Raw genomic sequence first — 13361 nt, forward strand, 5'->3', positions numbered from 1 at the left:
CTTGGAACACATGGAACACAGTCCAGGGGCCAAAACCATGCGCGTCATTCATCCCCAGATTGATCGGAATATTCGGTCATAGCGCCCTCCGCGATATGCTCTGGCAAGTCCTGCGTGCGGGCCACGGCCCACCACCTATCCATCCCCGCCTCAAAAGCGCACAATTGCGCCGCCTCCGCCTCGCCCGGATCGTCGAATTGATGCACCGCCCGCGCGGTGAGGGGCCGCTCCGCCTCCATCGCCATCAGTCGCTGCTCCAGCTCGGGTATGGGAGGATGTGAGGAGGAGGGAGAGGAGTTGTTTTGAGTTTTTTGTTGTTCCGCAAGCGCATCCGCGCTCGCGATTTCCTCGCTCATGCGACCTAAAGGTCGCGTCGCTGCGGGCGGGCGTGCGCCCTTGCACTCGCCTGCGGCTCGCGATTGGTGCTGGTCGCAGCCGTATGTGCTTCGCGTTTGGCTTTGTGCTCTTAGCCGCGCCTCCTCCGCTTCTTTCTGCTCGATGCGCTCCGCCAATCGGTCGAGCCGCGCGAGATGCGCCAGCAGCAGGCGGCTGTCGTAACGGGTGCGGGTCGCCACCTCCTCACCATGATAGAACACTTTTTCGGTCACCCCGCTGATCGCGCGATCGGCCAGGATCGCCTCGACATGGGTGCGAGCGACGACAAGTGCCGCGTCCCATTCGGTCATAAAGCGCGGCTCTGCCTGGCGCGCACGGTAAGCGGTCTGCGGGCTGAGCGAAGCCGCCCGGCATGCAAGCCGCACATTGCCATAGAGTTGCAGGTTTTCGAGGAAGGCCGCACGCCGCGCCGGGGTCAGCGCGGGCGGGACGGATGGCAGTGGGAGGAGTTGGGTCATGGTGTTTTCTGATTCCTTTTTCGGGAAAGAGAGGGTGGCACTACGCCGCTGGCTAGGAATGTTCGGCGAGCGTCCAGCGAGCCGCAAGGGCGCACGCCCGCCCGAGCTAATGCGAGGAAAGCCAAGCAGTGCGGATGCGCTGCGCCCGGCGTTTGAGGGTCCAAACAAACAAACACACCAAAAAACCATCTTACCCTCCCCCTATTCGCCCAGCCTTGACATGTGCGAGCCAGCTGCGCGCGTGCTCAGCCGGTCCGGGATCTCCGGGGCGCGTGGGATAGGGGCTTTGGGGAGTTTGCGGCGCGCATCATAGGGACCGCGCGAGGGGAATGTTGGGCTTTGGGCCATGGTCGTTCGCCTTTGAGTTTCGGTTCAAGGGAACAGGACCAGTTATAGGAACTTTCGCATGTAGGACAGGTTAAATCATACAACCCGCTATGCAATTGAACTATAAATAAGTTTGACTTAGTACTTATTATTCAAAAAAGGGGCATTCATGGCGAAGAAACAAAATTCAACACTAGGCTGCTTAGCGCTTGTTCTAGTTTTCTTTGCGGCAATTCTCTCTATTTTCGGAGGCGATGATGGTGACGATAAAACGGTCGATGAGGTTCAATCGTTAGTGAGTCAGCCCACATCCAACGATAAGCACGTCGTTGAAGATAAAGAAAGTAATGCTCCGCCATCCGGAGAATCTCTCAAATATCAGCCACAACAAACCGTGTACGTAACGGCATCAACGCTAAATGGTCGATCTGCTCCGCGCGTCACTAGCCAAGTCATTACGAAAGTATCATTCCGTTCATCGGTCCGCGTAGTCGACCGCTCAGGCGAGTGGCTCAAGATCGCCAGTGATGCAGGGGATTTTTGGATTTCAAGCCGGTACGTATCTCGCTCTCGACCAGCTCCGAAACCGACAGCGCGTCCCCGCCAGTACTATCGCGGAAATTGTCCTTGTCGTGGATCACGGGTGTGTATTGGCCCGCGAGGTGGTCGCTATTGTATCACATCAGGCGGCAATAAGAGGTATGGAGTCTAAGCCAACTGCAAAGACCTTGCGAAGTGTCAGTCGCACATTTTAATTGAGCAATCCTAGAAACTTGGGGAGGCTAGCTAGGTCAAGCGCCCGCCAGTACATTTGAATATCAGATGTAGAGAGCTGAGAATACCCTGACAAAAAGAGAAACGCGCCCTCCCCGTAGGAAGAGCGCGTCTCTCAAAATCCTAAACCTTTAAGCGCAGCTCCAAACGGAGCATCACGCGTGCGGGCTTACTCCGCAGCGGGTTCTTCCGCGCCCGCTTCAATTTCCGTGAAGATTTCCTCTGCGCAGGCTTCTCCCAAAGCAGTCATCTTTTCCTGATCGAGCATATCCATCTGGTCCAAATCTTGCTCTTTCACCTTCTCAAGCGAGCAATCGCAAAACGGCTGAGCCATTTCCGCAGGTCCACCTTCGGATACGAAGGACGAGGTGCAGGCTTTCCCAAACTCTTCGTACATCGCCTCTTTATCCATCGCCCCGCAGGCAGACAGCAAAAGGCCCCCGGTTAGAACAACGGGTAGCGCGAATGCTTTGGTAGTAAATGGCATAGAGACCCCTCAATTATTGTAAGTGATACGCCGTGTGCCGGCGCGGCGCATCCTACACAGCGCGCGCTGCATGGCAATACAGCAAATCTGGGTAGCGCGGCGGCCGATGTTGAGGGTCTGCGCGCGCGGGCGCCTACGATCCAGCTTTCGCCTTTTTTTGGGGGTTTTCGCGGTCTTACCGGCAGGTTTTGCAGCCGGTTTTTCCCCGGATTTGGGTGCCACTTTCGTCGGCCCCTTGCCCAGCATGTTCTTCAGGTACCCGCCGGTGAAGCTGCGCGGTTCCTGCGCCACAGCCTCCGGCGTGCCCGCGGCCACAATCTCGCCGCCGCGCACCCCGCCTTCTGGCCCGAGATCCACGATCCAGTCAGCCGTCTTGATGACATCAAGATTATGCTCAATCACGACCACGGAATTGCCCTGCTCCACCAGGCGGTGCAGCACCTCCAGCAGCTTACGCACATCCTCAAAGTGCAGGCCTGTGGTCGGCTCATCCAGGATATAGAGCGTCTGCCCGGTGCTGCGTTTGGACAGCTCCTTCGCCAGCTTCACCCGCTGCGCCTCGCCGCCCGACAACGTCGTCGCCTGCTGGCCGACCTTCACATAACCAAGACCGACCTCGTTCAGCATCCGCATCTTGTCCCGGATCGGCGGGACCGCCTTGAAGAAACCCTCCGCATCCTCAACCGTCATGTCCAGCACATCGGCGATGGAGAGGCCCTTGAACTTCACCTCCAGCGTTTCGCGGTTGTAGCGTTTGCCGCCGCATTCCTCACAAGTGACGTAGACGTCGGGCAGGAAGTGCATTTCGATCTTGATCAGGCCGTCGCCGGTGCATTGCTCGCAGCGCCCGCCCTTCACGTTGAAGCTGAAGCGGCCCGGTTTGTATCCGCGCGCCTTCGCCTCTGGCAGGCCGGCGAACCAATCGCGGATATTGGTGAAGGCGCCGGTGTAGGTCGCAGGGTTGCTGCGCGGGGTGCGGCCAATCGGCGATTGGTCGATCTCGATCACCTTGTCGCAATATTCGAGACCCTCGATTTTGTCGTGCTTGCCCGCGATCACGCGCGCGCCATTCAGCACGCGGGCGGCGGAGGCGTAGAGCGTGTCGATGGTGAAGGTCGATTTGCCTGAGCCAGAGACCCCGGTGATGCAGGTGAATGTGCCCAAGGGTATCGACGCAGTCACATCTTTGAGGTTGTTCGCACTCGCGCCGCGCACCGTGATGCTGTGCCCATTGCCGGGCCGCCGCTGTGCTGGGACAGCAATCTCACGCCGCCCGGTCAGATAGTCCGCGGTCAGCGACTTCTTCGACTTCATAATCTGTTTCAGCGTACCCTGCGCCACCACTTCGCCGCCGCGCACACCCGCGCCGGGCCCCAGATCGACGACATGGTCCGCTTGCCGGATCGCGTCTTCATCATGCTCCACCACGATCACCGTATTGCCGAGATCGCGCAGGCGTTTCAGCGTCTCCAGCAACCGGTCATTGTCGCGCTGGTGCAGGCCAATGCTCGGCTCGTCGAGTACATAAAGCACACCGGACAGGCCGCTGCCGATCTGGCTGGCCAGCCGGATACGCTGGCTTTCTCCGCCTGACAAAGTGCCGCTGGTCCGATCGAGGTTGAGGTAATCGAGCCCCACATTGTCGAGAAAGCCCAGCCGCTCGTTGATCTCTTTCAGGATAGCCTTGGCGATCTGCGATTGCTGATCGGTCAGCTTCTCGTCGAGTGCCAGGAACCACTCCTTCGCATCTGACACACTCATCTTCACCGGGTCGGCGATGTCCGTGCCCGCGACCTTCACTGCCAGCGCTTTTTCATTGAGGCGTTTGCCGCCGCAGCTCTCGCATGGCTGCGCGGTCTGAAATTTCGACAGCTCCTCGCGCATCCACGCGCTGTCGGTTTGCAACAGGCGGCGATTGAGATTGCCGACCACACCCTCAAACGGTTTGCGCACGGTGTATTCCTTGCGCCCGTCTTTAAAGGTCAGCTCGACCGGCATTCCGCCGGTGCCTTGCAGAATGATCAGCTGCTGATCAGGCTCCAGATCGCGCCACGGCGTCGTCAGGTCGAAATCATACGCCTTTGCCAGACTGGCCAGCACCTGCAGATAGTAAGGGGATGGCGGATTGCTCTTCGCCCACGGCGCAACCGCGCCCTGTTTCAACGTCAGCCCTTCATTGGGAACCACCAATTGCGGGTCGAACAATTGTTTCTCGCCCAGACCATCACAGGTCGCGCAGGCGCCCTGAGGCGCGTTGAACGAGAACAGGCGCGGCTCAATTTCTTCAATGGTGAAGCCGCTGACCGGGCAAGCGAATTTTTCTGAGAAGACAATGCGATTGGCGGGGATGCCAGCGCCCTTCATTGCGCCGCCGCCCTGCTCCTCATCCTCGCGCCCCGGCACAACACCATCTGCCAGATCCACATAGGCCAGCCCCTCGGCCAGTTTCAGAGCGGTTTCAAAACTGTCGGCCAGGCGCGTTTCCATGCCGGGTTTGACCGCGATCCGATCAACCACGACTTCAATGTCGTGCTTGAACTTCTTGTCGATCGCAGGCGCTTCTTCGATCGGATAGAGTTCTCCATCGATCCGTACGCGGGTGAAGCCTGCCTTTTGCCATTCGGCCAGTTCCTTGCGGTATTCGCCCTTGCGCCCGCGCACCACCGGCGCGAGCAGATAGGCGCGCGTGCCCTCTGGCAATTCCATCACCCGGTCGACCATCTGGCTGACGGTTTGCGCGCTGATCGGTTTGCCGGTGGCCGGTGAATACGGCACGCCCACCCTGGCCCACAGCAAACGCATATAGTCATAAATCTCGGTAACCGTCGCAACGGTTGATCGCGGATTGCGGCTGGTCGTCTTCTGCTCAATGCTGATCGCTGGAGAAAGCCCGTCGATATGCTCAACATCGGGTTTCTGCATCATCTCAAGGAATTGGCGCGCATAGGCCGACAGGCTCTCAACATAGCGCCGCTGACCCTCAGCATAGATCGTATCAAAGGCGAGCGAGCTCTTGCCCGACCCAGACAGCCCGGTGACCACGATCAGCGCATCACGCGGCAGATCAATATCAACGCCTTTGAGGTTGTGCTCTCTGGCACCGCGAACTGAGATTTTCGTGAGGGACATGGCACACCAATTGGGGACTAAAGAGAGATGAATCCAGCCCTTTCAAAAAAGAGCCGGGGACGCGCGATATGTTCTTTAAATGTTCCATGCTCGAACGAGCTATGTCAAGCGCGTTCAATGCGCCCTTCCCCGGCCATTCGATGCGAATATGGATGCGGAGGCAAACGTCACACCTGAATGATGCCGACACAATTCGACCCATTAAATTCTCTTTAAGCATACTTGGCTACGACACATGGTGGATGGAGTGGAGTGCTATGAGCGACGCAAAAGAATCTTTGCAAGCAAGTTTAGAATGAGCTCTGAAAGCTATCAAAATCGCGTTGATGCGATCTTTGGTGACGGAGAGTTGCGTCCAAAGTTGAATGACTTTTGGTCACGCCACGAAACGATGATCACAGATTGGACGAGAGAGCATTGCTTCGCGAATACACGCGATGGCTATGTGGAATCCGCATCAATGCTGCAGGGCGCGCCTGTAACCCGCGAACAGTTGGGCGAGATTACGACCCAATTGTTCTTGGCAATCTTCACGGCCACGCGTGAAGACTATTGGATGAAGGCATTGTCTAACGTCGCTTTGTCGAGCTGGCTTGTCGACAACGAAAACGACATGAACCGGTACATGTCCGGTTATAATCAGGGTTTGATACACCGCCTGTGGGACAGCACCGACAACCCCGCCGAGATTTTCGAAGACCTGTTATTTGTGAACAGGATCATCTTGCTCGAATTCGAGATGATCGCCTCGATCCGAACAGAACTGCAACTGCGCTACTCACAGGAATTGATCGACCAAAAAGGTAGTGATTTCGTGTCAGGCCTGGCAGACAAAATCGACATCTCGCTCAAAGCATCAGAAACAGTAAATGCCGCGGCAGTGGCGGCAAATGATAAAATCTCTGGTCTGCGTAATGACACGACCGAAGCCGCCGCCATTTCTGAGCAATCCGCGCAAGCGATGCAGGATGCGGCGAAGTCTGCTGGTGACCTGCTACACACATTGAACAACGTGAGCTCTGGCCTGACTGACGGAAAGAACCTGCTGGTCGAGGCGGTCGAACAGGCCGAACGCACAGCAAATGACAATGCCGAAGTGGCCAATGAAGTGGCCGCAATCGAAGAGGTCGTAAAGACGATCTCGGAAATCGCTGACCAAACCAACATCCTGGCGCTCAATGCCAGCATTGAAGCGGCGCGAGCAGGTTCGTCAGGCGCGGGCTTTGCCGTGGTGGCACAAGAGGTGAAGAACCTTGCCAATCAAACCGCGAAAGCAACTGACAGTGTTTCTGCGCGGATCAACGCTATTCAAAACTCAACCAAGCAAAGCGGCCACTCCAGTGGCGCAATGGTCGAGACGACGAGCCGGCTGCGTACGGCGAGCGACAGTCTGCTCGATTCCCTGAATCGAGAGCTTGGCGCATTTTCCAAGATCACCGATGCTGTCGATGAAACCGCTCAAGGTGCAGTCAGCATTGGTGAGCTTGTCGCTAACATCAACCGCGACACTGATGCCGTCTCTGGCCTCGTCGAGGAACTATCCAGCTCATCCAAGACCTCTGCGGGCAAGCTCGCTGGACTTGTGGAAGAGACCAGTGGCTTCATACAGGCAATTGGCAAGCAATAGAATTCAGCTTTCGGCACTGATGCGAACCCGAAACGCAGCCGCTTTAGATAGAAATTCATACTTAGATCGCTGCGCCTAAGCGGCCATATTCGGCTCGCGCCGCGAATTTGAGCAAGCCAGCACATCGCGTGAATTTCTCGCATTCGGCAAGATATTGCAATCTTGCGCTGCTGTTTTCATTGATAAATTCTCGCAACCCTACAGGAAAACTTAAGTTCCGCACTCTCGGTTTACCCCTACTATGAAGGGCCTCTTTGCTAGTCTTCCCACAAGCCCTTCGGGTCGCACCTTAGGCGAGTTTGCCGGAACACGAGTTTAGAGACGAGGCCGCGGTCCGGATGGGCTGCGGCCTTGTTCCATTATGGATAACGCGGCCCCCCGGGGCTCATCCCCGTTCAGGCAGGTGGGTCCTTTTGCTTGCCCAAAGCGAAAATTGCTCTCAATACACGGCAACACAAATTCGTAATTTACCGGAGTGAATATGAAGGCCCAGTTCAAGGCCCAGACCGCCGCAATTGCCCTCGCCGCTATGCTAACCGCAGGCTGCGCGACCACCAATGGAGAGACAGGGGTGAATGAAACCAACCCGATTGCTGAAGCCCAGGCAGAGGCCGAGTACAACCCTGAGATCCCCACCGGGACGGGCTATTTCGCCTCTGACAGCACCCTGCCCTTCCTGACCCCTGATTTCAGCGCGATCAGCGAAGACGATTATATTCCCGCTTTCGAGCAAGGCATGGCGATCCAGCAGGCTGAAGTTCAGGCGATCATCAACAATCCGGCGACGCCTTCGTTCAGCAACACGATTGTTGAACTGGAAAAATCCGGCCGTATGTTAGGCCGTGTGGGCAGCGTTTTTTTGCGCTGACAGGCCAGAACACGACTGACCGACTGGATACGATCAATCAGGAAATCAGCCCAAAACTGACTGCGCATGGCGATGCAATCAGACTCAACCCAGAGCTGTTTGCCCGCGTAAAGGCGGTCTATGACAACCGCGCGGCGATGACGATGACGCGCGAAGATGCGAAGCTGCTTGAAGAGACCTATTCCGGCATGGTGCAAGCAGGCGCGCTGCTGACCGAGGTAGAGCGCGACAAGGTCAAAGCGATCAACTCTGAGCTGTCCACGCTGACCACCGATTTCAGTCAGAAGGTCCGCGATGCGACCAATGCTGGCGCGGTGATCGTCGACACCCGTGAAGAGCTGGCTGGACTGTCTGATGCTGAGATTGAGGGCGCGGCAGCACTCGCGAAGGAAAGAGGCATGGACGGCAAGTTCGCCATCGCCCTGCAAAACACCACGCAGCAACCATCGCTGCCCGCGCTTGAAAACCGTGCAGTGCGCGAGCGTCTGTTCAAAGCCAGTGCATACCGCTCTGACCAAGGCGGAGAGAATGACACGCGCATGATCCTGGCCAAGATTGCCGAATTGCGCGCGGAAAAGGCCGCTCTGTTCGGTCAGCCTGATTGGGCCAGCTACACCATGTATGACCGCATGGCGAAGCAGCCGAAGACCGCGCTCGATTTCATGGAGCAAATGGTCCCGGCCCTCGCCGCGACGCAGCGCCGCGAAGCCGACGTTCTCAACGAGCGGATCGCCGCAGATGGCCTCAATTTCGAGGTTGAGCCATGGGATTGGTACCGCTTCGCCAATAAGGTGAAGGCAGAGCAATACGCCTTTAATGAAAACGCGGTGAAGCCTTACTTCCAGCTCGATAAGGTGCTGGAAGACGGCGTTTTCTACATGGCGAATAAGCTTTACGGCCTCTCGTTTGAACGCCGCACCGACTTGCCCGTCTATCACCCGGATGTGTGGACCTACACCGTGTTCGATGCCGATGGCAGCGAGCTCGGCCTGTTCTATTTCGACCCATTCCAGCGCCCGTCAAAGCGCGGCGGCGCGTGGATGGGCAACTTCATTGACCAGAGCGATCTGTGGGGCACCAAGCCGGTGATCTACAACGTGCTGAACATTCCGAAGGCGGCCGATGGTGAGGTCCAACTGGTCAGCTTTGACTGGGTAGAGACGACCTTCCACGAATTCGGCCACGCATTGCACGGCTTCTTTGCGGATCAGCGCTATGAAAGTCTCTCTGGTACGGCGACCGCGCGCGATTTCGTGGAATACCCCAGCCAAGTTCACGAGATGTGGGCGACCTATCCAGAGGTCCTGCAAAACTATGCCAAGCACCACGAAACGGGTGAAACCATTCCGATGGAGCTGGTGGAGAAAATCCAGACCGCATCGAAGTTCAACCAGGGCTATGACTTTGGTGAAGTGGTGGCCGCCGCGCTGCTTGACATGAAGTGGCACGCGCTCTCACCAGCTGAAGCCGCTGCGATTGATACAGCGGAGAAGGTCGATGCATTTGAGCGCCAGTCGCTTGGCGAGCTTGGCCTTGAAATTGATCTGGTCCCGCCGCGTTACCGGTCAAACTATTTCAACCACATCTTCAGCTCACCTGCGGGCTATTCTGCGGGCTATTACAGCTATTTGTGGACTGAAATGCTCGACAAGGATCTCGCGCCAGTGGTTCATCGACAATGGCGGTCTGACCCGCGAAAACGGCGATCACTATCGCAAAACCGTGCTCAGTCGCGGCGGCACGATGGACTATTTTGAGATGTATCGCACATTCGCCGGACGCGAGCCGGATGTGAAATATATGATCGAAAGCCGCGGGCTAGCCGGCGGCGAGTAAGGCCCTCAACAAGAACCCAGAAACACAAAACCCCCGGTAGGCCAGCTGCCCGCCGGGGGTTTTGTTTTGTGCTCAATGAGAGTGCCTGCGCTTATGCAGTTTGTCCATCGGCAATCACTGGACATGGTCCATCTGGTTCGCCGCAGGTCAGCAGCTCAACGAATTTCTCCGCATTGATCGCCACATCATCTGGTCCGATCTGGTCAAACGGATCTTCCAAATGGCTTTGGATGTTATCGAGACCCGTCAGGATCACCGCAAACAACACCGGCATGACATAGGTCAGGATCGGGGCTTCATATTCAATCGCTTGATGCGCGAAATACGGGCCATAGATGATCGGCAGTATGATTATGAAAAAATCGCTGAAGGCGCTGAGCGTGCGCGGCGTGCGATATTGATAGATATGCTTCACGCTTTCAAACGCGACGATCATCTTGGAAAGATATTGATTGCAGCGGCTGCACTCGCCAGAGGCCAGCCCCTCTGCCCGCATCCGCTTTACGAATTGCGACAGTTCCGAAAACGCGGCGTAAATCGCCTGCTCGCGCGCCGGCATTTCTGAACGTTCGCCTTTGAACATATCGCGGCAACCGGTCAGCAAACGCGCCAGCGCACCTTCGAGATGCTTGATCCTGTCTTCGTTTTCCTCTGGAAGCCAGTCGCGCGCGGCAAAATAGATCGCACGGCCATGGGCCTTGATCGTGCCGTAATCATCCAGCGCCGCCTCGCGCCGTTTGTACGCATGACCAATGGAGAACACGATTGGGAAAATCACCGCAGTCGAAATGATCGTCAGCGGGTAATCGGCAACCAGGTTCAGTTTCAGCGATAACCATGTGGCGAAGATCGCAAGGATCGCGACGCCCAAGGTCTTCCAATTAACAATCAAACCAATTCTTGAAATACGTTCGAGCAGCACGAGCAGCCCCCTATTGTCCGTTTGTAGCGGGCTTTAGGGGGAAGAGCTTGAAACATGGTTAAGCGCAGGTTGAGGCGCGCCTATAGGCGGAGTGCTGCTGATTCCAGCCAACTTGATTCTTGTCTCCAACCGCGACAGACTGGCTGCCTGTACTGCCTGACCGAAATGTCACCACTCGTCCCTGAAAGCCGACCATCGGCTCACGACCCAATTCAAGACAGCGTGCAGCGGCTAGAACTGGGCCGATCAGAGACAAGTTGCGATTAGGCTGGCAGCACCCATGAATGCCCCGACGGGCAAACACAATGCACACTGCTTATGACGAAGGCACCTCGATGGACAGCAATCCTTTTTCCGCCGGATCTGCAATCAACATTTTCATCACATAGCCAAACACAGCGCTTCGGTTCAATTGAGCTTGGGCTGCGTCATTCGTGTTGAGCAATTGATAAACATTTACTGGTTGCGGGCCAGCATCCAACGTTGTCCGCAGTTTGGCATCGAGTGCATTTGACATCGCCAAATCTGCGAAAGACTTAGAAATAAGAGCAGCAAGGGCGAGAGAAATCCCGATTCCGATCGCGGCAGAACTTCCCAAACTCGAACTTGCGCCTGAGGCAATCACATTCTTGCTTACAAGGAACGCAGCGTTCGGAACGACATAACTTACCCCCGGGATCGTTTGCGTTACAGTCATAGCTGCAGTCACCGCAGTTGTCGCAATTGGGACAGCTGAGGTGCCGACAGTTGTGACCGTTGCTGCGACAACGGCTAACGAACCGGCTGCGACCGCGAGAGTGCCGCCCAAGCCAGCCGCAACGCCAATACCAGCAAGATCGAGACCATTCTCACCAAGGTTTAGGCTTGCACCGTCTGCTGATCCAGCCAGGATTGCGGGATGAAGAAGGTTGATCATCGCTTTTGAACCTTCAACCCCAATCTGCATTGGATTCGTTTGCTGAGCTTGAAACGTCGAAACTTCGGGAATCACCGGCAGGAAATTGGCAGCAGGCGAGCTGTATCCGTAACTTTCATTCGCACTGAATTGACTTTGCCCGTTAAACTCTCTCCAGGCGTCATATGTGATGCCATTCACCCGGTAGCGCTCATAGCTCATATACGCTTCGAATACGCGGCGAAAATTGAGTTGCTCTGACGCGGGATTATCTGTGATCAAAGCTTCATATGCTTCGCCAATGAGGTAAGACGCGAGGGCATAACGTTGATCGGCATCCGACTGGGCAGCGTTCAAAAGAGCTTCGACGTCGCTGTCGCTTGAAGTCTTGTTTTTTTGTTGGAGCATAGTTCGTGCAGCCCGGCGCAAGATGATTGCATCACCCAGTCCGAACAGAGCTTTTGCCGGGTGTTGATCAGCAATGTTTGAGCTCCAGAAATTCCCGACAATGGGGCGCTCTATTGATTGCCATCCTGATGCACTAGCCATCAGTCCATTGACGCCAGTGGGTATCGGAGCCGGAGCGCCATCGGTAGGTTTCCATGGCGATCCATATTGTATCCGGTGAGGAATGGTCTGTACCCGGTTACCTGCAGTCTCTTCGACATAGTAAAACCCGTCGGACCTTGAGACGTATTTGGGGTTCAAATTCAAAGTACCGTCTTGCGTGGCCTCCACTCTGTTGCCCCCGGCTGCGACCCCAGACTTGTTAGGAGCTAATCGGCCCGAACTGACATTGGCTTGCAGTTCTGGCGGAGTCGCTAGGACCCATGCCCGCTCTCGTGCAGCGACCATGGCATCCGATTGAGCACTGCCAAAACGGAGAAACGTCTCATGAAATTTGACCTCGGGGCCGCATTGAATGGCCGCCACTTTTGGAAGGTAGTCAAGTTGCCCGGCCGGACAATTGCCGATATTTGGCGTCACAATAACAGTGCTAGCCAAAATGACATCTGTGGGCGTAGGGCTTGCACTGGTTCCAGGGGCAGCCGCCGCTAATGAACCGGCATCAGGCGCGCTCGCATCGACATAAAAAATGCCCTTTACAAGGAAATTAGGCACTGCGGCACTGCGGAAATTCACCCCTCTTTTGAGTATGGATCCAACAGGGTACTGGGCCGGAACGGCGTTTGTCCCATCAGACAATCGGTAGATTGAAGTGGTATGAAGACCGAGGTTTTCATATGCTTTGGCCAGCTCATCGGGAGTTGCCAAACGCCATCCATTTTCCGCCAGGACACGGTCGACGTCTTCTTGACTTCCGACTGACATCTGATGTGTTTTTACGACGTTGAAGCAGGCGCCGGAATCGTCTGTGGCTTGTCCGTCCGGGCAATCATCCACGATAGTCAGCGTACCCTGCGCCAATTCCTGCTGGGCACTCGCTGCAGTGCTCGTCCCTGTGAGCAACAGTGCCGTAGCCATCGCTGAGAAAGATATGTGCGAGAAATAGAGTTTGCGTGAATTGGTCATTTTAGCCCCCAGAGCTGCTACGCAGCGCAAAAAATCAATGTCTGGGCGAACCTGAAATGCCTACGGCAACGGACTCACCAGACGTAAAGATCAAGTTAACCACCGCCGC

General features: G+C 56.2%; 10 protein-coding genes. 5 read left to right on the forward strand and 5 right to left on the reverse strand.

Translation table 11 applies throughout. The features are described 5' to 3' along the window. Positions 1-44: 44 nt before the first annotated feature. Positions 45-854: a hypothetical protein gene (locus tag AC0V6O_RS09005; RefSeq protein ID WP_486143371.1), complete on the reverse strand. Its 810-nt coding sequence runs from the start codon at positions 852-854 to the stop codon at positions 45-47. Between the two features lie 496 nt (positions 855-1350). On the opposite strand from AC0V6O_RS09005, the gene AC0V6O_RS09010 reads away from it, so the two are divergent. Then, positions 1351-1893 (forward strand): SH3 domain-containing protein, encoded by a 543-nt coding sequence (locus AC0V6O_RS09010; protein WP_486143373.1) that lies wholly within the window; start codon positions 1351-1353, stop codon positions 1891-1893. A gap of 231 nt (positions 1894-2124) precedes the next feature. On the opposite strand, the gene AC0V6O_RS09015 is transcribed toward AC0V6O_RS09010, so the two are convergent. Both AC0V6O_RS09015 and uvrA read right to left on the reverse strand, forming a co-directional pair. Continuing rightward, entirely contained in the window at positions 2125-2442 is a 318-nt protein-coding gene (locus tag AC0V6O_RS09015; RefSeq protein ID WP_486143375.1) for a hypothetical protein, read from the reverse strand. Positions 2443-2451: 9 nt separating this feature from the next. After that, entirely contained in the window at positions 2452-5571 is a 3120-nt protein-coding gene (uvrA, locus tag AC0V6O_RS09020) for an excinuclease ABC subunit UvrA (protein WP_486143377.1), read from the reverse strand. A gap of 295 nt (positions 5572-5866) precedes the next feature. Between uvrA and AC0V6O_RS09025 the strand changes: the two genes are divergently transcribed. The 4 genes from AC0V6O_RS09025 to AC0V6O_RS09040 all read left to right on the forward strand — a co-directional run bounded on the left by AC0V6O_RS09025 (position 5867) and on the right by AC0V6O_RS09040 (position 9902). Further along, positions 5867-7198: a methyl-accepting chemotaxis protein gene (locus AC0V6O_RS09025; RefSeq protein WP_486143379.1), complete on the forward strand. Its 1332-nt coding sequence runs from the start codon at positions 5867-5869 to the stop codon at positions 7196-7198. Between the two features lie 481 nt (positions 7199-7679). Then, positions 7680-8066, forward strand: a complete 387-nt coding sequence (locus AC0V6O_RS09030; RefSeq protein ID WP_486143381.1) for a hypothetical protein — start codon at positions 7680-7682, stop codon at positions 8064-8066. A 137-nt stretch (positions 8067-8203) separates the two neighbouring features. Beyond that, positions 8204-9823, forward strand: a complete 1620-nt coding sequence (locus AC0V6O_RS09035) for a M3 family metallopeptidase (RefSeq protein WP_486143383.1) — start codon at positions 8204-8206, stop codon at positions 9821-9823. Beyond that, entirely contained in the window at positions 9789-9902 is a 114-nt protein-coding gene (locus tag AC0V6O_RS09040; protein WP_486143385.1) for a hypothetical protein, read from the forward strand. The genes AC0V6O_RS09035 and AC0V6O_RS09040 overlap by 35 nt, the downstream gene beginning before the upstream one ends. Positions 9903-9993: 91 nt before the next feature. Here AC0V6O_RS09040 and AC0V6O_RS09045 read toward each other — a convergent pair whose 3' ends face one another. Together AC0V6O_RS09045 and AC0V6O_RS09050 are read right to left on the reverse strand one after the other, a co-directional pair. Then, positions 9994-10824, reverse strand: coding sequence for a hypothetical protein (locus AC0V6O_RS09045; RefSeq protein ID WP_486143387.1), 831 nt, complete (start codon positions 10822-10824; stop codon positions 9994-9996). A 316-nt stretch (positions 10825-11140) separates the two neighbouring features. Further along, positions 11141-13252, reverse strand: coding sequence for a hypothetical protein (locus tag AC0V6O_RS09050; RefSeq protein WP_486143389.1), 2112 nt, complete (start codon positions 13250-13252; stop codon positions 11141-11143). Positions 13253-13361: the final 109 nt, after the last annotated feature.

Source organism: Erythrobacter sp. JB2-19 (assembly GCF_057365005.1).

Bases quoted from the DNA above. Each gene is read 5' to 3' on its own strand.
- AC0V6O_RS09025 (WP_486143379.1), top strand. From the start codon at position 5,867: ATGAGCTCTGAAAGCTATCAAAATCGCGTTGATGCGATCTTTGGTGAC.
- AC0V6O_RS09050 (WP_486143389.1), bottom strand. From the start codon at position 13,252: ATGACCAATTCACGCAAACTCTATTTCTCGCACATATCTTTCTCAGCG.
- AC0V6O_RS09010 (WP_486143373.1), top strand. From the start codon at position 1,351: ATGGCGAAGAAACAAAATTCAACACTAGGCTGCTTAGCGCTTGTTCTA.
- uvrA (WP_486143377.1), bottom strand. From the start codon at position 5,571: ATGTCCCTCACGAAAATCTCAGTTCGCGGTGCCAGAGAGCACAACCTC.
- AC0V6O_RS09005 (WP_486143371.1), bottom strand. From the start codon at position 854: ATGACCCAACTCCTCCCACTGCCATCCGTCCCGCCCGCGCTGACCCCG.
- AC0V6O_RS09035 (WP_486143383.1), top strand. From the start codon at position 8,204: ATGACGATGACGCGCGAAGATGCGAAGCTGCTTGAAGAGACCTATTCC.
- AC0V6O_RS09030 (WP_486143381.1), top strand. From the start codon at position 7,680: ATGAAGGCCCAGTTCAAGGCCCAGACCGCCGCAATTGCCCTCGCCGCT.
- AC0V6O_RS09015 (WP_486143375.1), bottom strand. From the start codon at position 2,442: ATGCCATTTACTACCAAAGCATTCGCGCTACCCGTTGTTCTAACCGGG.